The sequence below is a fragment of the Acinetobacter suaedae genome (assembly GCF_008630915.1).
Taxonomy (GTDB): domain Bacteria; phylum Pseudomonadota; class Gammaproteobacteria; order Pseudomonadales; family Moraxellaceae; genus Acinetobacter; species Acinetobacter suaedae.
In genome coordinates this window covers 3,091,588-3,117,657 of sequence record NZ_CP043909.1, presented here as the reverse complement: position 1 = coordinate 3,117,657, position 26,070 = coordinate 3,091,588, and the positions used below count along the sequence as shown (strand labels likewise).

The following is a 26,070-nucleotide window of genomic DNA, read 5'->3' as shown; positions in this document are numbered from 1 at the left end:
TTATGTCTGAGTTAACCCCAAATCATTTATCTCAAGCGCAGTATTGGATGCAACGAGCAATTGATTTGGCTCGACTTGGACAATATTCAACTAAACCTAATCCCAATGTGGGTTGCGTTATTGTTAAAGATGGGCAAATCATTGGTGAAGGTTTCCATCCGAAAGCAGGTCAGCCGCATGCAGAAGTATTTGCATTACGTCAAGCGGGTGAAGATGCAAAAGATGCAACGGCTTATGTGACCTTAGAACCTTGTGCGCATTATGGTCGTACACCTCCTTGTGCTGAAGCTTTAGTGAAGGCGCAAGTGAAGAAAGTTGTGATTGCTTGTTCGGATCCGAATCCATTGGTTGCAGGCAAGGGTGTAAAGATTTTGCAGGATGCCGGGATAGAGGTTGAAACAGGTGTTTGTACCGAGAATGCAAAAGGTTTAAATCTAGGCTTTTTAAAAGCAATGTCTACAGGTTTACCTTATGTCCGTTTAAAAGTTGCATCAAGCCTAGATGGACGTACTGCGATGGCGTCAGGTGAGTCCAAATGGATTACAGGAAGCTCTGCGCGACAAGATGTACAGCATTGGCGTGCTATTGCTGGAGCAGTCATTACAGGAATTCAAACGGTTCTAGCCGATGATTGTGAGCTGAATGTCCGAGTATTAGAGGGCATTGATCTTTCTACAGTGGTACAGCCCAAACGAATTATTTTAGATCGTCAGGGACAACTGCCTCTCACTGCCAAGATTTTGCAAAATCCTGAAACTGTGATGGTGATGACACCATTTCGTCAAGAACTTGCTGATTTAGGCGTGATACAATTGTCACCGCAACCTTTAAATCAGTTATTGCAAACCCTTTCTCAACAATACCAAATTTATGATGTATTGGTTGAGGCGGGTGCAACTTTATCCACCGCCTTTTTACAGCAAGGTTTGGTTGATGAAATGATTAGTTATGTTGCACCAACTTTACTTGGTCAATCTGCTCGCGCTATGTTCAATGCTGAATTTAGCAAAATGGCCGAACAACGACGATTTGAGTTGGTCGATGTAACCCAACTTGGGCAAGACATTCGCCTGAGATTGCTCCCTATCCAAGAGTTGATATGAATCCAGAACCATCGGTTTATCACAAACGTCGTCATGCGGCCCGTACGACTGACGAATATCTTTTTCATCAGTTAGTTCCATATCTTGGAAATAAACGCCGTCTTTTGCATCTGATTTTAGAAGCGCTTGAGATTACTGGGACGCTGAATAGTAAGAAAAAGAATCCACCGATTTTTGCGGATTTCTTTGCCGGCAGTGGGGTGGTTTCTCGTTTGGCCCGTCAGAATGGCTACCGTGTGATTGCTAATGACTGGGAGCCGTATAGCCATGCGCTGAATCATGCGATTTTAGCTTGTGTTGATGCGCCAGCATTTAAAGAATTGGGTGGCTATCAAAAAGCCATTGATTATCTGAACCGTTTGCCTGAAGTGAAAGGCTGGGTTACACATAATTTGTGCCCACGAAATGATGATGTCTATGATCCTGCTCGTGATCGTTTGTTCTTTAAGCGTCGTAATGGGATGCGAATTGATGCGATTCGTCAGCAGATTGCAACTTGGCAGGCACAGGGTGCGATTAATGATGTTGAAATGAGTGCTTTACTCGCGCCGTTACTCTACTCCGCCAGTTTTGTGAGTAACACCAGTGGGGTGTTTAAAAGTTTTCACCAAGGCTGGGGAGGACGTACTCAAACGGCTTTGGAACGAATCGAATCATTACTTTGGTTAACACCAAGCCGTTTCTGTGAGATTGGAGATGCAAAACGTCCCGCCGCAGAAATGTGGTGTGTTGATTCTCAGCATTTGGCCAATCAAATGAGTGGCTTTGAAGTTGATGTTGCTTACCTTGATCCACCTTATAATCAGCATGCCTACAGCAGTAACTATCATGTCTTGAATGCGTTGACTTTATGGGATCAGGTTGATTTACCTTCACCTGATACCAAAGGTTTCAAGAGCGGGATTGATCGTGCGTGGCGCAAAGAACGTCCAAGTCCTTATAATTCTTCCAAGCATGCCAAAGATGCCTATGAGAAGTTATTGGAAACGATTAATGCGCGCTATATCTTGACCAGTTATTCGACTGATGGGAATATTGAGCCAAAAGATTTACTGACCGCAAATTTAAAACGTGGCAAGGTCACGTTGTTAACGCAAGATGTTCCACGTTATCGCGTTAGTAAGCAGCGTCAGTCAGAGCGCGCACGCGTACTTGAATTTATTGTGATTACAGATACTCACGCAAAGTCTGGTCCGCCATTGCGGCAGTTACTTGGTCAGTTGTATCACTTTGCCGAATTGGGCGGTGTCGATACTACAGGAAATAGTACCCAACTTGCACTTTGGTAAGATAACAAAAACACCACTTTGCCATACAAAGTGGTGTTTTTGTATTTAATTTCCTTATTTAATCGGTTAATACAATAAATAGAATCGCTTTGTTAGATAACCCACTGTTTTTATGATAAATATCTTGTAATTTTTATTGTATTTCTAGATGATGAAGCTTAATCTTTTTGAATTTATTTACTATGGTGTTTTATATTAATTTATAGATAAAACAAATAATTATGCATACTCTTTATGTGGTGGTTATTCGTTCTTTAAGTTGGATTTGGGTAGGGAGTAGTTTTATCAATCGTTCAAAAAACTATCAAAGATGATTGACCGATTTTAAAAATAAATATAGTTTTCCGAGCTGAATTTAGGGTCTTGCCTATGAGTAGCGATGACCAAGAGAGGTTGTTATGAGTCGCTCGGAACCCACATTATTGGGGCAATGTGTAGCTGAATTTTTTGCTACCGCAATTTTTTTATCATTTGGTATCGGTGTGGTGGCTGCACTTAAACTTGCTGGAGCAGATTTAGGTCTGTGGGAAATCAGTATTGTTTGGGGCTTAGCAGTTGCCTTAGCAATTTATTTATCGGCGGGTATTTCAGGTGCACATCTTAATCCAGCAGTGACCATCGCTTTGGCTTTATTTGCAGGCTTTGATAAACGCAAAGTTCCTTTTTATATCATTGCACAAGTGGCGGGCGCTGCAACCGGTGCGTTGATGGTATATGGACTGTATAGCAGTTTGTTTGTAGATTTCGAACAGACGCATCATATGGTACGAGGTAGTATTGAAAGCCTTGAGTTAGCTGGAATTTTTTCGACATATCCGCATCATTTATTGTCGCTTGGTCAGGCGTTTATGGTGGAAATGTTTATCACCATGCTATTACTTTGGTTAATCATGGCGATTGGTGATGACAGTAACGGTTTACCGCGTGGGCCTTTAGCACCAATTTTAGTTGGTCTATTGGTTGCCGTAATTGGAGCATCTTTTGGACCGCTGACAGGCTTTGCCATGAATCCTGCACGTGATTTTGGCCCGAAAATCGTTGCCTATTTTTCAGGATGGGGACCCGTTGCGTTTACGGGTGGACGAGATATTCCATATTTTATTGTTCCTATTCTTGCGCCAATTGTTGGGGCTTGCTTAGGAGTATTGGGCTATAAACTGTTTTTTAGCCATTTCTTGTTGAGCAATAAAGTTGAAGAAACGCATCCTGTCGAAAAACAAGTATCAGAAATGCAATAGTTGATCACTTCATCTATATCTATAGCAACATGGGCGGTCAGAGGATCGCCCTTTTTATTCATCTGAATTTGAACTAAGCGTGCCTTGTTATCTGGGTTTCTTTGCTTTAAGGTATTTGCTTTACTGTGATGCGTACTGCAATAAAGGTAGGTTAAAAAGTCCCATGTTTACAGGCATTATTGAAAGTTTAGGTAAGGTAGAAAGCTTACAAAGTGTAGGTGGTGATGTTCGTCTGCGTATTCAGACTGATTTAGATATGTCTGATGTGCATTTGGGCGACTCAATTGCTACCAATGGGATCTGTCTCACTGTGATTGAATGGGGAGATAACTGGTATGCAGCCGATGTTTCACGTGAGAGCTTGAACCGTACCACACTAGGCCAATGGAAAGTTGGTCAAGCTGTCAATGTGGAAAAAGCAATGTTGCCAACGACACGTTTTGGTGGGCATATTGTGAGCGGTCACGTTGACGGTTTAGGTGAGATTACGCTGGTTCGTGAAGATGCGCGTTCCCTCTATTTTGAAGTTACAGCACCTGTTGAACTTGCAAAATATTTAGCAGAAAAGGGGTCTGTGACGGTAGATGGAATTAGCCTGACCATTAATCACCTACGTGGCAATATTTTAAGTTTAAACTTGATTCCGCACACTGCAGAACGGACTAATATTGGTACATGGCAAGTGGGGACTAAAGTGAATTTGGAAGTTGATGTACTTGCGCGTTACATTGAGCGTTTGTTGCTAGGCGATAAGGCGGCCGAGCAAAAAGCTGAATCGAATATTAGTATGGCTTTTTTAGCTGAAAATGGATTTTTAAAATAAAATCTAGCTAATTAAAAAGCCCAGTTTCGCTGGGCTTTTTAATATTTACTGGTCGTTAGAAAATTCACTATTTTTCAAGATGTATTCGATTTCGTCTTGCGCCACTGCATGTAGTTTAGCTCTGAATACAGTCACGGCTTGTTCAATTAAACTTTCGGCTTCTAATTCGAGTCGAACACGAACACTTTCTAATTCTGAAAGAATTTGCTGGTCATCAATTGTGAGGCGTTGTCCTTGAGCATAATCAATACTTGGTTGTTCAGGATTGCTTTGATAACGTTCGGTTTGTGCATTGATTTCCTGATCAATGTGCTCACGTAATGCCAAGAGATTTTCAGTTTGTTGTTGAAATTGTCGTACTTCATCGGCTTGAAGTTGGGCGGCGTAGGCTGCTTCAGCAGCACGTTTTTCAGCTAAGGCTTTTTCTAAGGCAAGTTGTTTGCGAATACGAGCTTGTTCAATCAGTTCTGCTTTAAGATCTGCATAGGCTTGATCAATGCGTTGCTGAGAGTGCTTTTCTGCCTGTTCTTCTTGCTGACGCCAAGTTTGAATAGAGGTTTGTGGTAATAGCAGATCACAAATTCGTGCTAAATCATCCTGATAGGTTTGACGTACAGCCTCAGGTGTATTTAACCAGCGTTTTTTAAAATCTTGACCTACATTTAATGCCACACCATACTCCTCAAATAATACGCTTGATTGTTGATCTATAATTTAAAAGTTCGAGGTTCGATACCTAAACGACGATACATTTTAAATTTTTCTCGTCCAAGTTGTTTCGCGGTTTCATTATTCTCGATAATTTCGATAATGTGGCGAAAATCTTGAATTTGTTCAAGTGCATGATTGTTAAAATTAAACACGATCCAGTCGTTGGAAGGTGGTAAATGTTCCGAAATACAGACTGGGCTATGACTTTGATTGACGCCATGGGGGATAAAGCTATTGGGATCAAAACTCCATAATTTGTCATCAAGCTCATTTTGGAGCTCTGAATCCGTACAATACCACCAAATTTGTGGATGTTGATTCAGGATCTTTCGGCATAAACGGCAAGCACTTTCGACTTGCCGTTCGGTACTCTTTTCAAAGAGATAAAAGCTGACTTGTGTCATTTTTTAGTTTTTCGCTTCAACACGATTTGCTAAAAACTGCATCAGTAAAGGGACTGGTCGTCCTGTTGCACCTTTGGCGGCACCTGATAACCATGCGGTACCAGCGACGTCCAAATGCGCCCAGCGATAGTCACGGGTAAAACGCTCAAGGAAACATGCTGCTGTGATTGCACCACCATGAGGACCACCAATATTGGCAATGTCGGCAAACGGAGAGTCTAGTAATTCTTGATAGTCTTCCATGACTGGCATCCGCCATACACGATCGAGTGACTGTTCACCAGCTTGTTGTAATGCTTGGGCAAGCTCATCATCTGGTGTAAATAAGCCACTCACGACTTTACCTAATGCAACAACACATGCACCTGTGAGTGTCGCAATATCAATCACCAGTGCAGGATTAAAACGTTTTACATAGGTCAGGGTATCACATAGAATTAAACGGCCCTCTGCATCGGTATTGAGGATTTCAACCGTTTGACCACTCATCGTCGTGACAATGTCTCCAGGGCGAGTTGCACCACCTGAAGGCATATTTTCTGCTGCTGCAATTGCACCCACCACATGAATTGGCAATTGTGCTTCACAAAGTGCTTGCATGGTCCCTAGTACGGATGCTGCACCGCACATATCGAATTTCATTTCGTCCATACCTAAGCCGGGCTTCAATGAAATACCGCCTGTATCAAACGTCACACCTTTACCAACAAGGACGACAGGTGCTTGTTCTGTTTTAGCATTGTATTCAAGCGTGATGATTCGCCCTGGGCGGTCCGAACCTTTGCTAACAGCAAGAAATGCATTCATGCCTAAGTCAGCCATCTGTTGTTCATCCAGTACCGTCACTTTTAATCGGTCTGGATATTGTGCTGCAAGAGAAAGTGCTTGATCTGCTAGATATTCAGGAAAACAAATATTACCAGGGCGATTGCCTAAGTCTCGAGCATAGCTTTGGCCAGATTGAACTGCATGAATCAGATTGAGTTGGGCATCATCTAAAGTCGTCTGGCTCGCAATCAGGTGGATAGTTTCGAGTACAAACTCATTCTTTTTAGATTTAAACTCGTCATAGCCATAAGCAGCTTGAGTTAAACTTAAAGCAAATAGAGCATGAAGTTCTGATGGTAGTGCGGATAAATCAACACAGATTTGTTTAAATTTATTTTGTGATGATTTGATAATCGTTTGTGCAAGTTTTGCTAATTTGGTTGCTTTGAGCTCTGTAGCATTTCCAATTCCGAGTAATTGGGTATTGCTTTGCTCAGCAACTTTTGCAATCAAAGCTAAGCTTTCATTAAAACTCGCTTTAAATTGAGTTGCAGTTAAGACCTCTTCTAATTGACTGATTTGGTAGGAGTTTAGGTTGGTTTGTAGTTGTTCTGAATCCACCAAAATCCATAAAGATTCACTTGCTGTTTGTGTTGGAAAGGCATGATCAAGAGTAAATTTCATTGTTTGTTTAGAACCTAATCGGTAAAAAATAAAGATAATCTCATTAAACACTTTCAGATATGAGGTTGCAATCCGCAACATGCGATAGGTTTTATATTTTTAACATTCGGGTAAACTAGCGATACCCCTCGATTGGTTTTTTGGAAGCATTACTTTGATTATTCGACGTTACCTCGTCAAACAAGTGGTGTCCACCTCTTTGGTTGTGACGGCCTTGCTCACTTTGATTATTATGGGTGGGCAGCTCATCAAAATTTTTGGGCGCGCAGCACAAGGTCGTCTCGATGGTGGCGTACTACTCAGTATTATTGCTTATCGTTTACCTGAATTTTTAACGCTGATTTTACCATTAGGTTTTTTCATTGGTTTAATGTTGGTGTTTGGTCGTTTGTATGTCGATCATGAAATGGCGGTATTGAATGGCAGTGGGGTGAGTCGTAATCAGTTGACACGCTTATTATTGCCGATGACGGTTATATTCCTGATTGTGCAAGCAGTTCTCATGTGTTGGGGGGCTTCAGCGGGTATAAGAGGTTATCAAAGCTTGATGCAAACCCAAGCCGTTAGAGCTGGCTTTGACTTGGTACGGCCTAAAGAATTTATTTCTTCTGGTTCCTATACCATTTATGCAGGTTCGTTGTCTGAGGACCGAAAAAACTTAAAAGATATTTTTTATTACTATAAATCTGATCGTGAAGATAAGCCGGACCAAATGATTCTGGCTAAAGAAGCTACACGTGTTGAAATTGAAAATGATACCGCGAGTGTTGTCGATTTAGTGCAAGGTCGCCGTTACGAGATTTATCCGAATCAGCCAAGATACACGCAAGCCGAATTTCAATCTTATCGTCTACGTTTAGAAAATGACAAAGATGTCAATTTTGAGAGTGAAGATGTTGAAGCTTTATCAATGTCGAAGTTATGGCAAAAACGTGATGATTTCGTGGTAAGAGGAGAGCTAGGATGGCGTATCTTTGGTCCTTTTGTGATGGTCGTGGCGTTATTTCTTGCAGTAGCGCTCTCTGAAGTGAGTCCACGTCAAGGGCGATATTATCGTTTAATTCCGGCTATTTTCATTTTTGCTAGTTTAATCGTATTAATGATTGCCATTAGAACGCGTATCAGTAAAGAGGAACTAGATATTTGGGCTTATCCAGCGGTGCTGTTGATTTATGGTATTGCAGCCGCACTGTTCACGCGTAAACAGAAATTAGCACCTAAAATTAAGAAAAGTATTCAACGAGTGGGGTTGTGATGTTAGCACGTCGAATAGTCGCCAAACATGTAACAAAAACCACGGTACTGGCAATGCTCGGTACGACGTTGGTGCTGTCTTTTTTACAAGTCCTATTTACCTATCTGGGGGAGTTGGGCTCATTAAAGTCAAATTATAATGCGTGGCAAGCATTCTTGTATGTGTTATGGGGAGCACCTCGCTATTTATATGAAATTTTACCTGTCGCTGCTTTGATTGGCTCTGTTTTAGGATTAGGTGCACTGGCTTCTAATAGTGAGTTGATCGTCATGCGTTCGGTTGGGATTAGTCTCTGGCGAATCGTGGGCTGGGTGATGCGGTCGGCTTTATTGCTGATTGTTTTATCCTTTACATTGAGTGAGTGGGTGATCCCCTATACCAATGAAAAAGCACAAAGTATTAAAAAGCAACGTAGCGCAGCAGCATTGGGTGAAGTTAAAGGTTATTGGTCGAGAGAAGGGCAGCGTTTTACCTATATTGATTATGCTAACTCTCAAGGTCAGTTACGTAATATCCAATCCATTGATTTTGATGAAAACTATCGACTACAGTCTTTTGTTACGGCTGAAGAAGGGAATTTTGTTAAAGATGGACAGTGGGCACTTGAACAGTCTCATCAGATTGATTTACTGCCCCAAGGGAATGCCATAAAAACAGATCATGCCAACCAAGCATTAGCATTGGCATTACAGCCAAAATATGTCCATATGGTGACGATAGATCCTGAAGATTTGTCTCCAAGTCAGTTGATCAGTTTTATGCGTTATATGGAAGAGTATAGCCAAGTGCCTAAAACCTATGAATTGGCTTTTTGGCAGAAAGTTGCTTCACCATTTGCCTTGATTGCTTTGGTATTGATTGCGTGTTCATTTATTTTTGGTCCTTTACGTCAACAATCTATGGGATTTAGATTGGTTATTGCACTTTTTACGGGACTCGGTTTCTTCTATTTACAAGATTTCATGGGATACGCGAGTTTAGTTTATGCGCCGTCACCTGCATGGTTCGTACTATTACCGGTAGTGTTGATGTTCATGATCGGAAGTTATTTATTGTATCGAGCAAGATAACCAATTGATCGATGTGCTTGCTCTATCGCGAACATTGGTGAAAGCCATCGTTAAGATCATGGAGAATTGATGTAAATTTCGGTAAACTATGCCGATCAAATGATAGACAAACAGAGAGTCCATTATGACGGATGCAAATGCTGGCAAAATTCCTCACGTTCTTGTAATTATGGATGGTGTAGGACATCGTGAAGCAGTTGAAGATAATGCGTATTTAGCTGCGCAAACCCCAAATTTGACTGCGATGAAAGCCAAGCATCCGAATAGTTTAATTTCTGGCTCAGGAGAAGATGTTGGTCTTCCTGATGGGCAAATGGGTAACTCTGAAGTGGGGCATATGAATCTTGGTGCGGGTCGCGTGCTATATCAAGATTTTACCCGTATTACTAAAGATATCCGTACTGGGGATTTCTTTGAGCATGAAGTATTGGTGGATGCGGTTGAGAAAGCCAAGGCCGCCAATGGTGCAGTTCATGTGATGGGTCTACTCTCAGAGGGTGGTGTACATTCACATGAAGATCATATCGTTGCGATGTGTGAGCTTGCACTAAAACGTGGGGCAACAGTGTATTTACATGCATTCCTTGATGGGCGTGATACACCGCCACGTAGTGCTCAACCCTCATTAGAAAAATTAGATGCTTTATTTGCTCAATACCCAAATCAAGGACGTATTGTGTCAATGATTGGTCGCTATTTTGCGATGGATCGTGACAATCGTTGGAATCGTGTCGAAGAAGCTTACCGTTTAATGACGGAAGGTGAGGCTGTTCGTGTGGCAAATTCAGCAGTTGAAGGTCTAGAGCAGGCCTATGCTGCTGAAGAAAATGATGAGTTTGTCAAAGCAACACGTATTGGCGAGATTGTTAAAGTACAGGATGGCGATAGCCTCGTATTTATGAATTTCCGAGCTGATCGCGCACGAGAAATTACACGTGCCTTTGTGGAAAAAGATTTTGCTGGTTTTGAACGTAAGGTCGTGCCAAATTTATCAAAATTTGTCATGTTGACTCGTTATCAAGCAAGTATTGATGCGCCAGTCGCTTATATGCCAGAAGAGTTAAAAAATTCGATTGGTGAATATTTATCAAGCTTAGGTAAGACACAATTACGTATTGCTGAAACAGAAAAATATGCACATGTGACTTTCTTCTTTAGCGGTGGGCGAGAGGATGAATATGTGGGTGAGAAACGTATTTTGATTCCATCACCGAATGTTGCAACCTATGATTTAAAACCTGAAATGAGTGCCTATGAAGTCACAGATGAATTGGTCAATGCGATTAACTCGGGTGAATTTGATCTATTGGTGGTGAATTATGCCAATGGAGATATGGTCGGGCATACGGGGGTATTCGATGCAGCAGTTAAAGCAGTAGAAACGGTCGATACCTGTTTAGGACGTGTTTATGATGCGGTGATGGCACACAAAGGACATATGTTAATTACGGCAGATCATGGTAATGTAGAACAAATGCAAGACTATGATAGTGGTCAAGTTCATACTCAGCATACAACTGAACTTGTTCCTTTTATCTATGTTGGCCCTACTCAAGCAACCATTGCTGAAGGGGGGGTGCTGGCAGATGTTGCACCAACATTATTACATTTGATGAATATCCCTGTACCACAAGAGATGCAAGGTAAAAATCTAATTACTTTACAATAAGGTGAGAGAATGACCCCACACAACAACATTTATCGCGCTATATTTGCCAGTTTGTTGATGTGTTGGGGGCATACACTTGTTGCAGCACCATTGTCTGGATGGGGGGAGAATCCACCATCACGAAGTGCTGAAGTACCAATAGAGTCGATTCAGCAATTTGTGCAGATTTATGGCATTGTTCGAGACAATTATGTTGAGAAAAAATCAGATGATGCTTTATTTCAGCAATCGATCAAAGGTTTAGTAGGGGGCTTAGATCCATATTCTCGCTATTTATCTGCAGAAGAATATCGTCAACTCATCCAATACACGGAAGGTGATTTAGCTTCAGTTGATTTTAATCTAGGCTTTGATCAACACAGCAAGTTATGGAAAATTCAGGATTTAAAAACTGGGTCTGATTCGAATAAGCTTGGACTGAGAAATGGTCAAGTCATCCTTAAAGTTGATAATCAAGAATTAAAAAATTTAAATCAAGATCAAGTGCAAGGTTTGTTATATGGTTCGATTGGCAGTACGGTACAAATACTACCAGAGAACACTACGAGCACAGTGATTTTAGTGCGAAACAAGAAGGTAGAAACGGATATTGAGCCTGTTTTACTATCCAACCAAGTATTAGTGTTAAAAGTCAAAGTTTTCCAGCAAGATACAGCTAATGAAATCAAGCGTTTGATTGAAGAGTTTAGTTCACCTAAATTAAAAGCAGTTGTTTTGGATTTAAGAAATAACCCTGGAGGACTTCTATCTGCCGCAGTTGAATCTGCGGACTTGTTTTTAAATCAAGGATTAATTGTGACCACAAAGAGTCGCTCAGAAGGTGATCAACAATTTCAAGCTTTGCCATCGAAAGAGTTTCAAAATCTGAAGCTAGGCGTGCTGATTAATCGACGTTCAGCATCGGCAGCAGAAGTCTTTGCCGCAGCTTTAAAAGAGCATAAACGTGCATGGCTTGTTGGAGAAACCAGTTATGGCAAGGGGGTGGTACAAAAGCTATTTCCGTTGCCTAATGGTGCTGCTTTGCAAATGACAGTTTCACATTATTACACTCCCAACGGATTGATGATTGAGGGGCAAGGAATTCAACCCAACCAAGCCTATGCTTTACAGCCTGAAATGAAAGAGGAATACTACTTAGACCATATCACTGATTTGGTACTAAAAAGCAGACTGTAAATTAACAATGCCTCAATCTATAGATCGAGGCGTTGTTTTATGTATGATCAATTATTCATCTTCTTCGGTGTCTAGCCCGAATTTTTTCAAACGATAGCGCAAGGAACGGAAAGTCATTCCAAGTTTTTTTGCGGCGAGCGTCCGATTCCAATGGGTTAGATTCAATGCATTGAGTAGAACTTCTTTTTCAATATTTTCTAAATAACGCTCTAAGCCTTCAGGTGGTAGTTTTTTCGAGCTTGTGTTTGGACTGGTGTATTGTGGTTGCTCAGCCTCCTCTTGAGAATAAGAGTGCGGTGATGGCGTTGGAATTGGATTGCGTAATGGTGCTGTTTGTAAGTGCGCCAAATCAATCGTTTCATCATCACTGAGCGTTATTGCTCGTTCGATAATATTGCGTAGTTCGCGCACGTTACCAGGGAAATATTGCTGTAATAAGAATTGCTCTGCACGAGACGATAATGTCTTGGCAGGCAGCTCCCATTCCTGGCTAATTTTCTGAATAAAGTGATTCGCCAATAACAAGATATCCTGTCCACGTTCACGTAATGGCGGTAGGACGATATCCATGACATGGATGCGGAAAAATAAATCTTGTCGGAATTTTCCTTGTTGGACCAGTAACTCAAGATCTTGATGGCTGGCGCTAATCACTCGGAAATCGACATCAATTTCTTGATCTGAGCCGACAGGCCTGATTTTCTTTTCTTGCACTGCTCGCAATAACTTCACTTGCATGTTTAAGGGTAGCTCTGCGATTTCATCGAGAAATAAACTACCGCCATGTGCAGATAAAATGAGACCTTGTTTATCTTGAGTGGCACCGGTGAAACTGCCTTTTTTATGCCCAAAAAGTTCACTTTCCATCAGTTCTGCTGGAATAGCACCACAGTTAATCGCAATAAAAGGCCCTTCACTACGATTACTTAACCGGTGCACCAAGTTGGCAACAACTTCTTTTCCAGTTCCTGATTCTCCAGTAATAAAGACTGGTGCTTGAGATCGTGCGATTTTCTTTAATGCAATGCGTAGTTGTTGAATCGGTGCAGAGCGTCCAATCAGTAGTTTATTTTCTAAGGCTGTTTCAGCCGCTTCTTGTTCAGGTCGTGGTCTATTCAAAGCCTTTTGAATCAATTGATCCAAATGCACTTGATTGACTGGTTTGCTAACGAAGTCAAATGCCCCTGCTTTTAATGCTGCAATCGCAATGTCCATATTGCCATACGCAGTCAACACAGCGATCGGGGTGTTTGGATAGTTTTGGGTGACATGTTGGACGAGATCTAAACCGTTGCCATCAGGAAGGTTTAAATCCGTTAAACATGCATCATATTGAAATTCGGTAAAGAATTTTTTTGCTTGCTCTACACGATAAGCCAGATGTGTCTTAATCCCCATTCGAGCGAGTGTCATTTGCATGAGGAGACACAAGTCCTCTTCATCGTCTACAAGCAAGACGAGTGGTTGTTTAGTTGCCATTTCCCCGAAAAACCTAATTTAATCAATTAATTATTGAGCATTCAATCCTGAAGCATGCTCCTTGTTGTCGCTCTACATAAGTGAGCTTTGCATGATTTGCCTCACAGAAACTATGAGACAAATACAATCCTAAACCAGTTCCTTTGATTTCGGTACTAAAAAATGGTTTAAAAAGCTGAGAAAGGTCTCTTTTTGCTACCCCTAAACCAAAATCGATAACATCAATCCAAACTCGTGTTTCTTCAGTATGTACCTTGATTTCAATATATGGCATATTCGAAGCATTGTGCCGTAATGCATTTCTCACTAAATTAATCAGCACTTGGCGTAACTGTTTATCATCAAATAAGATTTGAATTTCCTCTGAAAGCTCAAGCTGAATCATGTGTTTTACGTCTGCTAGATCTTCATCAAATAAACTTTCAAAGAACTCAGTAAGATGAATGTTTTGTGGTTCAGTTGGCTTATTGCGTGCCATTGCCAAAGTATCTTCTACAATGCGATCGATGCGTTTGGTCTGTTTCCGGATCATGCGAGACAGCATTTGTTGTTGATGTGGGTCACTTTCACTGAAAAGTTCATTGGCTTGCACAATTGCAGCTAAAGGATTACGGATTTCATGTGCGATACTCGCTGAGAGTTGCCCTAGAGCCGCTAGTTTGAGTTGTTGTACGCGTTGGGTTAGCTTTTGGGCATCTTTGAGAATAAGCAATATAAGTGCTTGTTCTGGAACAATTAAATGTTTGACGCATACATGTATCGTATACAAACTTTGCTGTGACTCAAAAGTAAACTCCTCGCCATCTTCTAAATCACTAAATTTGATCAATTCAAATAGATCGGGTTGCCATTTGATTAAAGGAGTTTTTTCATGAGAAACGGGTAAGTGAATGCCAAGTAAGGTATTTGCAGCAGGATTAGTCAAAACAATATGATTACTTTCGTCTAAAACCAGATATCCATCTTCAATTTGATCTAATATATAGCGATTAATGTTTTGCAGTTGATGAATTTCAATGGATTGATGGAAAGTAAGCGCTTCTAAAATTTTAAAGCGTTGTACTGCGATTCGGCCAATCACATAAACGACGAAAAATAAAAAAACCAAAAGTAAGCTATTACTTAAATGGCTTAAGTTATTGTAGTCTAATAAATTTCCAATGAATCGCTGATATACAATCATGATGACTGCGAGTAGGGTCACCACCAGTGAAAGTTGGGCGTTTAATAGGATTGCTGAGGCAAAAATAATAATGACATAGAGTAGGCTAAGTTGTAAGTTTGGACCACCTGTTGCAAAGGTAATGATACTTAAGCAGATGACATCAATAAGAAAGATAGCAATTAATTGTTTATTGACATGTATAGAAAAGATTTTAAGAAAAAAAAGCTGACTGATATTAAATCCGATATAAGCAATCAGCGTATATAAATATAAGAGTGGATAGATATAATTGTTTGTGAGTTGTTCTGCAGTTAAAAGAAAGATAAGTAATAAGCAAATCGAAACAATGAGGCGATATCCACTGTACCACATGCCAAGTTGGTAAATGGTTTGTGATATGGAAGGCGCAACTTTTCCCAACATAGGCAATTCACAAAAGTTTTAAGGTTTAATAAGCCCATAACGAATCGCAAGGTGGGTCAGTTTGACATCACTATCAATTCCCAATTTCTCAAAAATACGATAACGGTAGGTATTTACGGTCTTTACACTGACAAAAAGTTTATCGGCAATCTCCTGCGCACTTATACAGTTTACAACCATCATTGCCACTTGCATTTCTCGTTCTGATAGTGCATCAAAAGGGGATTGCTGTGTATCGGATAAATATGAACTGGCAAGTTGTTCCGCAATATCGGCACTAAAATATTTGCCACCGAGCATGACTTTATTAATGGCTCGCACCATTTCAGCAATCGGTGCACCCTTGGTGATATAACCTTTTGCACCTGCTTTTAAAAGTAATGATGGATAAGGCTCTTCAGCTAAACCGCTCACAGCGATTACTTTGGTATCCGGCGCACTTTGTAACAAACGTCTAGTGGTTTCAACCCCACCAATACCCGGCATGTTGACATCAAGCAGAACAACTTGAGGATGTTTCTGACGAACTAAAGCAATTGCTTCTTCCCCAGACTCAGCTTGTCCTACAACCTCAACATCGGGGTGGTCTTCTAACATACGACAAATACCAGTGCGTACGAGTTCATGATCATCAACAACGAGAACAGTGATCAAGAAGACCTCCTTTTTATCAAAAAATTGGTTTTTTGTTACATAAAGCAAAATTAGCTTGCAATGAAATGACAAAATTAGCAATGCTATTCTTCATTTTTAGAGAATAGTTGTACACAATTGTGTCTATAAAAGCTTTACCCAATATGCTCAAATGTAAGGCATAATGATAGTAAGCGCAAATGTGCAGCACCTTGAGTTGAGTATTGTGTCGTGAAAAATGCTAAAAAATCTGTCATGCATGTATTAGGCATGTCAATCTTGTTGGCGTGGAGTTCAACAAGTTTTGCTGAGTTAGTAGTCAATAATAATTCAGCAATTTCGGGTAATAATGGTTCAGCCTCAATGAGCTGGTCGGCGAATGACGCCAGTCAATTGATGAATGATGATGAGCCATTAGATTTGAGCCCAGTAGGTTCGACCTCGGTGACCACAACGTTACGTAGTGGTGGTTCAGCGGCGATTACCTCTTCGACCTCACCTCAACAAAGCGTGCAGATCCGTGATACGGTGGGCTATAGTAGTCAACCTTCAGTCAATGCACGTGCAGCATTGGTGATGGATGCTCAGACAGGTGAAGTATTATTTAGTAAAAATACCAACACAGCGCTACCAATTGCTTCGATTACTAAAGTAATGACTGCTGTCGTCACTGCAGATGCTCGTTTAAATATGTCTGAAGAAGTGACTTTACAACAGATCGATTTTGCAGGGGCGGGTGGCAAGAACTCTAGTTCTACATTACGTGCTGGCGATAGTATGAATCGCGCCGAACTTTTGTTATTTGCTTTGATGAAGTCTGAAAATCCAGCAGCTGCTGCATTGGCTCGTACATACCCAGGTGGGCGTACGGCTTTCTATGCAGCAATGAACAGTAAAGCTAAACAACTGGGTATGACTGCGACACATTTTATTGAGTCTACGGGTTTGCATCCAGGCAATGTTTCTTCGGCACGTGACTTGGGCATTTTAGTCAGTGCAGCTTCGCAGTATGGTTTGATTCGTCAGTTCTCAACCACACCGACCTATGATTTCAATTTAGGTTATCGTGTATTGAAATCAAATAACACCAATGCTTTGGTTCGTAACGGTGGATGGAATATTAACCTTTCTAAAACAGGTTATATCAACGAAGCTGGACGTTGTGTCGTGATGCATACCACAGTCAATTCGCGTCCTGCAGTTGTGGTGCTATTGGGTGCACCAAGCACTCAAGCACGTAATAGCGATGCAACTAACTTATTGACCTGGTTAAATACTCTACCAAAACGCGTTTAAGCTTTTTCAACGCATAAAAAAACCAGTTGCTTGCAACTGGTTTTTTTATCAACTTAATTTTACATATTTGAAAGGATAGAGTCTTTAACTTGATCCATTGTTGCATCGATTGACAACATAACGGCATCAGCACACTGCTTGATTGCTGTGTCAGGATCTTTTAGACCATTACCTGTCACTGTGCATACGATCACAGAACCTTCAGCAATTTTACCTGCTTTTATATCACGAATCGCACCACCGATAGACGCTGCTGAAGCTGGTTCTACAAACACACCTTCATACATAGAAAGTAGGCGTTGAGCTTCTAAGATTTCTGTATCGCTAAGTTCATCAAACCAACCTTTAGAGTCACGTACGACGGCTTTGGCATGGTTCCAGCTTTGAGGATTACCAATACGAATTGCTGTTGCTACTGTTTCAGGACTTTCAACTGGCGCGCCACGAAGGAATGGTGCAGCACCTGATGCTTGGTAACCCACCATCGTTGGTAAGCCTTCTGGTTTAGGGCCAGTAAATTGATCTGTTGCAGCATCATAGACGACTTGTTCAAACTGATCAGCCGGTTGGTTTGCTACCGCTTCCGTATAACCCATCCAGTGTGCAGTGATATTGCCAGCATTGCCAACAGGAAGGCAGTGGTAATCAGGTGCGCGACCTAAGGCTTCAACAATTTCATAAGCAATGGTTTTTTGACCTTGCAAACGGTATGGATTGATCGAGTTTACAATCGTTACAGGTGCTTGATCTGCCACTTCTTTTACTAGACGCATACCATCATCGAAGTTGCCGCGGATTTGCATGGTAATTGCACCATACATCATCGCTTGAGCCATTTTACCCATTGCGATTTTACCTTCAGGAATCAAAACAAATGCTTTAATTCCTGCTCGTGCTGCATAGGCCGCTGCTGCTGCTGAAGTATTCCCTGTTGATGCACAGATAATCGCTTTTGAGCCTTCTTCAACAGCTTTGGTCACAGCCATCGTCATACCACGGTCTTTAAATGAACCTGTTGGGTTAAGACCTTCATACTTCACATAAATTTCTACGTTTTTGCCAATAAGACGTGGAATATTCTCTAATTTAATTAGAGGCGTGTTTCCTTCACCTAGAGAAATAGCACGTGTAGTTGCAGACACAGGTAAACGGTCACGATAACGATCAACAAGACCAGTATAACGATTGGCATTCGACATGATGGTGTTCCAATATGAGGTAGAGCGGGGTGAGGGAAGGCATTTCCCCTCAACCTGATTAACTATCGAGCGATTCTAAACGAATTCTCACAATTTCGCCATGAATTGCAGGCAAAGCTTGAATTTGCGCGAGTGCTTCATCCATTTTTGATTCAACAATTGGATCGGTTAAAATCACAATTGGGATGAGATCTTTAAGACGAGACTGTTGCATGATGGCATCAATACTAATCCCTGCACGACTTAAGATTGCCGTAACATCAGCCAAGACACCTGTTTGATCTTCGGCATTCAAACGAATGTAATATCCAGTTGTCATTTCTTCGCGACTGAGAATCGGCATATCGGTGAGTGCTTCAAATGCAAGTTGTGGAATTGTTCCAGCGCCATCTTCTGTGTAAGAAATATCACGTACAATATCAATGACATCTGCAACTACAGCAGAAGCTGTAGGACCTGCGCCCGCGCCCGCGCCATAATACAAGGTTGGACCGACAGCATTGGCTTGAACCAGAACAGCATTTTTAACGCCATTGACGTTAGCAATCAGTTCTTCTGCTGGAATTAGAGTTGGGTGTACGCGTAACTCAATACCTTTTTCAGCGCGACGTGCAATTCCCAAGTGTTTGATGCGGAAACCCAATTCTTCAGCATACTTCACATCTTGTGCTGTAATTTTGCTGATACCTTCAGTATAAACCTTGTCAAACTGAAGGGGGATACCAAATGCACATGACGCTAAGATAGTAAGCTTATGTGCTGCATCGATACCTTCGACATCAAAGGTTGGATCTGCTTCTGCATAACCAAGTTGTTGGGCTTCAGCAAGGACATCTGCAAAGGCACGACCTTTCTCACGCATTTCTGTGAGAATAAAGTTACCTGTGCCGTTAATAATTCCTGCCAGCCATTCGATATGGTTTGCTGCTAGACCTTCACGAATAACTTTAATAATTGGGATACCGCCAGCAACAGCGGCTTCATAAGCGATTTGTACGGCGTTATCTTCAGCAGCTTTAAAAAGTTCATTACCATGTTCTGCCAGTAATGCTTTATTTGCTGTTACCACCTGCTTGCCATGTTTGATGGCTTCCATGATGATTTCATAAGCAGGATGAATTCCACCCATCACTTCAACAACGACATCCACATCAGGTTGGCGTACGATAGCCATAAGGTCATCGCTTTGCTGAATTCCTTCAAGTTGTAGATCTGGACGTGGACGGCGAGTGCCTACGTGTGTAATTTGAATTTCTCGACCGGTACGGCGTTTAATTTCAGCAGCATTTTCTTGTAGTAGTTTAAGGGCTCCACCACCTACAGTACCAAGACCGAGTATCGCCAGACGAACTGGTTTCACGTCACACTCCATTTTATTCAATCATTTTAATGAAGCTTGATCATAGCTAAAAAAATGCGCAGACACTAGGGTCTGTTGTCACTTTATAAATGAATTGCGTTGAAAGCTAAAACCCTCTCAGACAAGGCATGAAACGCTGGGAATGGCGACTCCCTTACCAAGTTTCATAACGCAGTATGAGGGAGTTTTAGCTACAACCCTGCGGGACAGGGAGATTTTTGACGCTACTGCGTTATGTCTTGTGCATTTAGAATGACTAAATTTCACAATCCATGCCTTGTATCGCCTAAAAATCTCCTCTGTCGCAACCATAGATAAAGTAATAACAGACCCTGATTAAGATCATCTTTAATCTGTCGCCCGAGTCGTTCAAATTTTGAATGCAAAAAGCATCGATTATTTGTTTAAACGTTGAACGATTTCATCTGCAGTCATATAACCACCTAAGTATTCACCTTCAACGTTATAAATTGCTGGTGTACCATTCACGCCCATATTAAGACCCAGTTGATATTGGTCACGGACAGGGTTCTTACATTCAGCTGAGGCGACAGGTTGATCTTGAATTGCTTGTTCAAACGCTGCTTTGCGATCGTCACTACACCAAATTGCTTGCATGGTCGGCATAAATTGTTCACCACGAGGCCACGCGATATAACGGACTTCAATGCCTTTGGCTGTAATCTCTGGAATGTGTTCATGCAAGCGGTGGCAATAAGGGCAACTTGAATCGGTAAAGACGTAAATTACATGTTTGGCTTTGCCACTTTTAGCAGGATATACAATCAAGTCTTCAGTTTTGAGAGTTGCTAAATGTTTTTTATTCTCTATAGCTTGTAATGCATCACCGACATTATGCAGTTGTTTGTCACCTAGGCGAATGACATCGCCTTGGATAATGTATTGACCATCACTTGTTGCATAGACTGAACCCATACCATCGAGATTGACCCAGAATAGGTTAGGGACATCTGTTTTTTGTACTGCGATGATTTTGGCATTAATTTTTGCTGTTTTAAAATGTTTTTCTAAAGTCGAGATTAACCGTTGTTGTGCATTACGTTCATTTAATGTTGACGCTTCACCCGTTGCTGGTGTGCTTGCTGTCAGCGTATCTTGTTTTGGTGCAGCATTTTCCTTTGAGCAAGCACCTAGTATTAAAGTCGATGCTAATGTACAAGCCAGTACTAATCTAGACTGAGTAAACACCATAAATAACCTTTTTTCATACTGTATTTATAAACTTGCTCAAGCATACCAAAAAAACACAATAACTTCGTTAAATCTTGCATCAGCTCTGTGAACATCTTGCGATTTGTTTTTGCTGCTTTGTAGTATGCATTAACCTCTCGGATGATATTGGCTATGTAAGGCTTGCATTCGATGTTGGGCAACATGCGTATAAATTTGTGTGGTTGATAGGTCACTATGCCCAAGTAGCATTTGAACGACACGTAGATCAGCCCCATGATTAAGTAAATGTGTTGCAAATGCATGTCGTAAGGTATGTGGTGAGAGTTCAGCTTGAATATTGGCTTGTAGTGCGTAGCGTTTAATTGCATACCAAAAATTTTGGCGGCTCATAATTCCGCCATGCTGAGTTAAAAACAAATAATCCGTATTGCTCTTATACAATTGTGGTCGAGACTCAGCTAAATATTTTTCGATCCAATCACAAGCATATTGTCCCAATGGAACAAGACGCTCTTTATTACCTTTGCCTGTAATACGTAAAAAACCTTGTTTCAAGTTAATCAACTCTAAACGTAGATTGAGTAACTCTGATACTCGTAATCCACACGCATAAAGAACTTCCAACATAGCACGATCACGTAAGCCTAACGCAGTATTAATATCGGGCGCATTGATTAGAGCTTCCACATCTTGTTCCGATAGATCTTTGGGTAATGCACGACCAATTTTAGGCGAGTGATGTGAGGCAACAGGGTTATCTTCTCTTAATTTTTGTTCGCGTAAGAATTTATAAAATTGGCGTAGGGCAGAGAGGCAACGTGCGATTGAACGAGGGCTTTTCCCTGCTTTGGTTAATCCAATTAGGACATCTCCGATATCCTCACTGGACCACTTTGGCAAAGATGTAGTTTGATGTAACTCGCTGCATTGAATCAAATCAGATAAATAAGCATTACGCGTATGGGGGCTTACAGTTTGTGCAACTAAATAATCACGAAAACCCTGCAAAAAACTTAAATGTTCTGGGATAGAAACTGCGGCGGGAATACGTGGTTTTTTATTTAACATGACTGAATAAACTGAGATTCTTTGTTGGCACTGTAAAAGAAAATATAAGTCTTGTCGATCTGCAAGTCGGGTAAATGCCATTGAGATTGGTTTTGGTAATTATTCTCATTTGCCTGTATACTTGGTGAAAACGGTTTATGGTGAAATGTGGTGCGTTTATCAGCATTGAAAGTCAAGCAAACAGCGATGATTACTAAAGTTAATCGCTTAGTCGATGATACGGAACAGACAGATCTTGTGGCTGTTCGTTTAGAGAGTCTAGGCTTTGTGCCAGGTACACAAGTACAGGTGATTACCAAAGGTATTTTTGGTGGTGACCCGATCCTGATCCAGATAGGTTTTACGCGATTTGCATTACGTAAAGCTGAAGCCGATAAAATAGAAATTCAACTTGAAGGAGCACCTGCATGAGTGATGCGTTACGTGTTGCCCTTGTGGGAAATCCGAACTGTGGTAAAACTTCATTATTCAACCATTTAACAGGAACACGCCAAAAAGTTGCTAACTATGCGGGAGTAACGGTTGAGCGTAAGGTTGGACATTTCCAACTTCCATCAGGTAAAGCTGTGCGTGTTCTGGATTTGCCCGGCACTTATAGCTTAAAAGCAACCAGCCCAGATGAAGAAATTACCCGTGATGTTTGCCAAGGTAAAATTGCAGAAGAAGGTCATCAAGATGCTTTCTTATGTGTTGTAGATGCGACCAACCTAAAATTGCATTTGGGTTTGGTCTTAGAAGTGATTGAGCTTGGACGTCCTGTTTTAGTGGTATTGAATATGATGGATGAAGCGCGTCGTCGTGGCATTCAAATCAATACACAAAAACTATCGGAACGTTTGGGTGTTCCTGTGGTGGAAACTGTAGCTGTTCGTCGTGCAGGCGTCGAAAATCTATTGCACGCACTTGATCAAGGTAACTACAGCATTCCAAAAACTGAATTGAGCGGTTTGACGGGCGATCATCATCAAAAGATCGAAGTGATTTTTAACGATGTGGTTAAGTTTGTTGATCAGGAAGATCAGCGTACCAATTTCCTCGACAAAATTTTCCTACATCCAGTGCTTGGTTTGTTGAGCTTAGCAGTCATGATGTTTGTGGTTTTCCAAGCAGTTTTTGCTTGGGCCGCACCATTCATGGATGGGATTGAAGAATTTTTTGCTTGGGCAGGTGAGATTTTAGGCGAACATATTAGTCAACCTTTGCTCAATAGTTTAGTGGTTGATGGGATTATTGCTGGAGCTGGGAGTGTTCTGGTTTTCTTGCCACAAATTCTGATTCTGTTTTTCTTTATTTTAGTGTTGGAAGAATCGGGTTATTTACCACGCGCAGCCTTCTTGTTAGATAAACTGATGTTTAAAGCAGGGCTGAGTGGACGTGCATTTATTCCCTTACTGTCAAGTTTTGCTTGTGCGGTGCCAGGCATTATGGCGACACGTAGTATTAGTGATCCACGAGATCGTTTTACCACGATTATGGTTGCGCCATTGATGACTTGTTCGGCGCGTTTACCTGTGTATGCGTTATTGATTGCTGCCTTTATCCCAAGTCAAACCGTGTGGGGGATTTTTAACCTGCAAGGTTTAGTGTTATTTGGTTTATATATGGCAGGGATCATTAGTGCTTTATGCGTTGCCTTTGTGACAAAATTTTTGCAAAAAGATAAGTCGCAACATGCATTATTGTTAGAGCTACCAAGCTATCGAATTCCTAACTTCAAAAGTGTAGCGATTGGTCTGTTAGATCGCGCCAAAATTTTCTTAAAGCGTGTGGGTGGAATTATTTTCGCTCTTTCGATTCTATTGTGGTTCTTATGTACTTTCCCTCAAGCACCTGAGGACGCAACGCGTGCTGCAATTGATTATAGCTTTGCGGGAATGATTGGGCATTTGTTACAACCAATTTTTGCTCCACTTGGCTTTAACTGGCAAATCGTCGTTGCATTGATTCCTGCAATGGCGGCACGCGAAGTTGTGGTGGCTGCGTTGGGAACGGTATATGCATTGTCTGGTGTGGATGATGATGCGATTGCTGATGGTTTGGCGAATTTAATTAGTGCCGATGGTTCAGGTTGGTCACTTGCAACAGGATTATCATTATTGGTTTGGTTTATCTATGCCCCACATTGCTTAGCTACTCTTGCGACAGTGCGTCGTGAAACGGGTTCTTGGAAACATGTGGGTGTAATGACCGCTTATCTGTTTGGGTTGGCTTATTTGATGTCTTTCTTTACCTATCAAATTGCATCTCGCATTTGGGGTTGATTGGAGTGCCTTATGTTTGAATACCTGATTGTCGCTGTATTGGTACTGTGGAGCGCTATCGTTGTGTTTAAGAAAGTGTTTCCTCAAACAGCAAATTCAGCGTTTGATGCTTTATCAAGCTTGTGTCAACGCTTAGGTTGGCAACGTTTAGCAACATGGTTAAAGCCTAAGATGGTTGCCGGCTGTGGTGGAGGTTGTGGTTGTTCAACTGATGAAGCAGACAGTAAAAAGGCAGAGCTGATACAAACTGTCAAATGGCGTTGAAAATAAGGATTGCCCATATCAAGATATGGGCAATTTTTTTTCAACTTTAAAGCGTTTAGCTTTTACGCACTGACACAAAAAAGAGTGAATAAAACTAAAACTGAAAAAGCATTTAAAACAGTAAAGTGCTAACATTTTTGCCATTCCGTGATCCGTAACAAATGGGGCAAAAATGTTAATACAACGTGGTGGATTAAAAGTTGTGGCTGGCTTGGGTATTTCAGGCGTATCAGCAGTAAACTTTCTGCATGAACAAGGCTACCAAGTTGCAGTCACGGACTCCCGAGCAACACCGCCAGGATGTGATCAAATTCCTGAAAATATTAAAAAAAGCTTTGGAAAGCTAGATCTAGATCTATTGCTACAAGCCGAAGAAATTATTTTAAGTCCAGGATTGGCACCCCAACTACCAGAGATCCAACAAGCACTTGAAAAGGGTATTCCCGTTATCAGTGATATCCAATTATTACATCGTGCAACAGATGTTCCAATTGTTGCAATTACTGGATCTAATGCCAAAAGTACAGTTACAACTTTATTTGGCTTGATGGCAAAGGATGCAGGAAAAAAAGTGGCTGTAGGTGGTAATTTAGGTCGCCCAGCACTAGATTTACTCAAAGATCAGCCTGAACTCATTGTGTTGGAGTTATCCAGCTTTCAGTTAGAAACGACCTCTCATTTGAATGCGGAAGTGGCCGTGTTGCTGAATATGAGTGAGGATCATCTAGATCGTCATGGCGATATGCTCGGCTACCATAAAGCAAAACATCGTATCTTCCAAGGTGTGAAAAAGGTGGTATATAACCGTGATGACAGTTTAAGTCGTCCACTCGTTCCTGATGTCACACCGATGCAGAGTTTTGGTTTAAATGCACCTGACATGAATCAATATGGTGTACTTCGTGAAGCTGATGGGAGCATGTGGCTAGCCCGTGGTCGTGAACGTTTAATCAAAACCTCAGATTTGTATATTCAAGGAATGCACAATGTTGCAAATGCCTTGGCATGTTTAGCGCTAGGTGAGGCAATTGGTCTACCGATGCAATCAATGTTGGAAACATTGCGACAATTCAAAGGGCTGGAGCATCGTTGTGAATATGTACAGACGATTGATCAAGTGCGTTATTACAATGATTCTAAAGGTACCAATGTCGGTGCAACACTTGCCGCAATAGATGGGTTGGGTGCCGCAATTGAAGCAAAGCATGGCAAATTGGCATTGATTTTAGGCGGTCAGGGCAAAGGTCAAGATTTTAAGCCTTTGCGTAATGCGATACAGAAATACGTTAAAATTGTTATTTTGATTGGTGAGGATGCTGCCATGATTGAGCAAGCCTTACACAATACAACCCAGATTCAGCATGCAACTAGCTTAAAGCAGGCTGTCGATATTGCCCATCAGTCAACACAAGCTGAAGATATTGTTTTGCTTTCACCTGCATGTGCAAGTTTTGATATGTTTAAAAGTTATAATGACCGTGGTCATCAATTCGTGGCATGTGTGCATGCCTTGAATGGTAATAAAAATTAGGAATAGA

Annotated in this window: 23 protein-coding genes; 13 read left to right on the top strand and 10 right to left on the bottom strand. The window is 41.3% G+C overall.

The genetic code is table 11. The features are described 5' to 3' along the window. Positions 1 to 2: 2 nt before the first annotated feature. The 4 genes from ribD (at position 3) to F2A31_RS14495 (ending at position 4,453) form a co-directional block, all read left to right on the top strand. Entirely contained in the window at positions 3 to 1,103 is a 1,101-nt protein-coding gene (gene ribD, locus F2A31_RS14510; RefSeq protein ID WP_150027206.1) for a bifunctional diaminohydroxyphosphoribosylaminopyrimidine deaminase/5-amino-6-(5-phosphoribosylamino)uracil reductase RibD, read from the top strand. After that, a complete protein-coding gene (locus tag F2A31_RS14505; RefSeq protein WP_150027204.1) occupies positions 1,100 to 2,392 on the top strand; it encodes a DNA adenine methylase in 1,293 nt (430 codons plus the stop codon). Before ribD ends, F2A31_RS14505 begins: the two co-directional genes overlap by 4 nt. 398 nt (positions 2,393 to 2,790) lie before the next feature. Beyond that, positions 2,791 to 3,630 carry an MIP/aquaporin family protein gene (locus tag F2A31_RS14500; RefSeq protein WP_150027202.1) on the top strand — a complete coding sequence of 280 codons (840 nt, stop codon included), beginning with the start codon at positions 2,791 to 2,793 and terminating at the stop codon, positions 3,628 to 3,630. 163 nt (positions 3,631 to 3,793) lie between these two features. After that, positions 3,794 to 4,453, top strand: a complete 660-nt coding sequence (locus tag F2A31_RS14495; protein WP_004637586.1) for a riboflavin synthase — start codon at positions 3,794 to 3,796, stop codon at positions 4,451 to 4,453. A 45-nt stretch (positions 4,454 to 4,498) separates the two neighbouring features. Here the strand turns inward: F2A31_RS14495 and blhA are convergent, their stop codons facing one another. Genes blhA through F2A31_RS14480 form a run of 3 tightly spaced genes read right to left on the bottom strand, consistent with a single transcriptional unit; the run spans position 4,499 to position 7,020 of the window. Further along, positions 4,499 to 5,125 (bottom strand): cell division protein BlhA, encoded by a 627-nt coding sequence (gene blhA, locus F2A31_RS14490; protein WP_150027199.1) that lies wholly within the window; start codon positions 5,123 to 5,125, stop codon positions 4,499 to 4,501. A 35-nt stretch (positions 5,126 to 5,160) separates the two neighbouring features. After that, positions 5,161 to 5,568 carry a DNA polymerase III subunit chi gene (locus F2A31_RS14485; RefSeq protein WP_150027197.1) on the bottom strand — a complete coding sequence of 136 codons (408 nt, stop codon included), beginning with the start codon at positions 5,566 to 5,568 and terminating at the stop codon, positions 5,161 to 5,163. A gap of 3 nt (positions 5,569 to 5,571) precedes the next feature. After that, on the bottom strand, positions 5,572 to 7,020 hold the full coding sequence (locus F2A31_RS14480) for a leucyl aminopeptidase (protein WP_150027195.1): 1,449 nt from the start codon (positions 7,018 to 7,020) through the stop codon (positions 5,572 to 5,574). Positions 7,021 to 7,174: 154 nt separating this feature from the next. On the opposite strand from F2A31_RS14480, the gene lptF reads away from it, so the two are divergent. The 4 genes from lptF (at position 7,175) to F2A31_RS14460 (ending at position 12,190) form a co-directional block, all read left to right on the top strand. Further along, positions 7,175 to 8,275, top strand: a complete 1,101-nt coding sequence (gene lptF / locus F2A31_RS14475; RefSeq protein WP_150027193.1) for an LPS export ABC transporter permease LptF — start codon at positions 7,175 to 7,177, stop codon at positions 8,273 to 8,275. Then, positions 8,275 to 9,345, top strand: coding sequence for an LPS export ABC transporter permease LptG (lptG, locus tag F2A31_RS14470; RefSeq protein WP_150027191.1), 1,071 nt, complete (start codon positions 8,275 to 8,277; stop codon positions 9,343 to 9,345). Before lptF ends, lptG begins: the two co-directional genes overlap by 1 nt. Positions 9,346 to 9,469: 124 nt before the next feature. After that, on the top strand, positions 9,470 to 11,014 hold the full coding sequence (gene gpmI, locus F2A31_RS14465; protein ID WP_150027189.1) for a 2,3-bisphosphoglycerate-independent phosphoglycerate mutase: 1,545 nt from the start codon (positions 9,470 to 9,472) through the stop codon (positions 11,012 to 11,014). Between the two features lie 9 nt (positions 11,015 to 11,023). Continuing rightward, entirely contained in the window at positions 11,024 to 12,190 is a 1,167-nt protein-coding gene (locus F2A31_RS14460) for a S41 family peptidase (RefSeq protein ID WP_150027187.1), read from the top strand. 51 nt (positions 12,191 to 12,241) lie between these two features. Here the strand turns inward: F2A31_RS14460 and F2A31_RS14455 are convergent, their stop codons facing one another. The 3 genes from F2A31_RS14455 to gacA are packed head-to-tail and all read right to left on the bottom strand — an operon-like array spanning position 12,242 to position 15,911. Further along, positions 12,242 to 13,669 carry a sigma-54-dependent transcriptional regulator gene (locus tag F2A31_RS14455; protein WP_150027185.1) on the bottom strand — a complete coding sequence of 476 codons (1,428 nt, stop codon included), beginning with the start codon at positions 13,667 to 13,669 and terminating at the stop codon, positions 12,242 to 12,244. Positions 13,670 to 13,691: 22 nt separating this feature from the next. Then, positions 13,692 to 15,257 carry a sensor histidine kinase gene (locus F2A31_RS14450; RefSeq protein WP_150027183.1) on the bottom strand — a complete coding sequence of 522 codons (1,566 nt, stop codon included), beginning with the start codon at positions 15,255 to 15,257 and terminating at the stop codon, positions 13,692 to 13,694. An 18-nt stretch (positions 15,258 to 15,275) separates the two neighbouring features. Then, entirely contained in the window at positions 15,276 to 15,911 is a 636-nt protein-coding gene (gene gacA / locus F2A31_RS14445) for a response regulator transcription factor GacA (RefSeq protein WP_150027181.1), read from the bottom strand. Positions 15,912 to 16,121: 210 nt separating this feature from the next. Between gacA and pbpG the strand changes: the two genes are divergently transcribed. Next, positions 16,122 to 17,186, top strand: coding sequence for a D-alanyl-D-alanine endopeptidase PBP7/8 (pbpG, locus tag F2A31_RS14440; RefSeq protein ID WP_150027179.1), 1,065 nt, complete (start codon positions 16,122 to 16,124; stop codon positions 17,184 to 17,186). Between the two features lie 59 nt (positions 17,187 to 17,245). Here pbpG and thrC read toward each other — a convergent pair whose 3' ends face one another. From thrC to xerD, 4 genes are all read right to left on the bottom strand, one after another. Further along, entirely contained in the window at positions 17,246 to 18,385 is a 1,140-nt protein-coding gene (thrC, locus tag F2A31_RS14435; RefSeq protein WP_150027177.1) for a threonine synthase, read from the bottom strand. Between the two features lie 58 nt (positions 18,386 to 18,443). Next, positions 18,444 to 19,745 carry a homoserine dehydrogenase gene (locus tag F2A31_RS14430; protein ID WP_026056262.1) on the bottom strand — a complete coding sequence of 434 codons (1,302 nt, stop codon included), beginning with the start codon at positions 19,743 to 19,745 and terminating at the stop codon, positions 18,444 to 18,446. 396 nt (positions 19,746 to 20,141) lie between these two features. Next, complete coding sequence (locus F2A31_RS14425; protein ID WP_150027176.1) at positions 20,142 to 20,957, bottom strand: DsbC family protein; 816 nt, start codon at positions 20,955 to 20,957, stop codon at positions 20,142 to 20,144. A gap of 129 nt (positions 20,958 to 21,086) precedes the next feature. Beyond that, positions 21,087 to 22,007: a site-specific tyrosine recombinase XerD gene (gene xerD / locus F2A31_RS14420; protein WP_150027174.1), complete on the bottom strand. Its 921-nt coding sequence runs from the start codon at positions 22,005 to 22,007 to the stop codon at positions 21,087 to 21,089. 150 nt (positions 22,008 to 22,157) lie between these two features. On the opposite strand from xerD, the gene F2A31_RS14415 reads away from it, so the two are divergent. From F2A31_RS14415 to murD, 4 genes are all read left to right on the top strand, one after another. Further along, complete coding sequence (locus F2A31_RS14415; protein ID WP_017394530.1) at positions 22,158 to 22,418, top strand: FeoA family protein; 261 nt, start codon at positions 22,158 to 22,160, stop codon at positions 22,416 to 22,418. Then, positions 22,415 to 24,268 carry a ferrous iron transporter B gene (gene feoB / locus F2A31_RS14410; RefSeq protein WP_150027172.1) on the top strand — a complete coding sequence of 618 codons (1,854 nt, stop codon included), beginning with the start codon at positions 22,415 to 22,417 and terminating at the stop codon, positions 24,266 to 24,268. Before F2A31_RS14415 ends, feoB begins: the two co-directional genes overlap by 4 nt. Positions 24,269 to 24,280: 12 nt before the next feature. Beyond that, positions 24,281 to 24,532 carry a DUF6587 family protein gene (locus F2A31_RS14405; protein ID WP_150027170.1) on the top strand — a complete coding sequence of 84 codons (252 nt, stop codon included), beginning with the start codon at positions 24,281 to 24,283 and terminating at the stop codon, positions 24,530 to 24,532. Positions 24,533 to 24,704: 172 nt separating this feature from the next. Then, positions 24,705 to 26,063 (top strand): UDP-N-acetylmuramoyl-L-alanine--D-glutamate ligase, encoded by a 1,359-nt coding sequence (murD, locus tag F2A31_RS14400; RefSeq protein ID WP_150027168.1) that lies wholly within the window; start codon positions 24,705 to 24,707, stop codon positions 26,061 to 26,063. Positions 26,064 to 26,070: the final 7 nt, after the last annotated feature.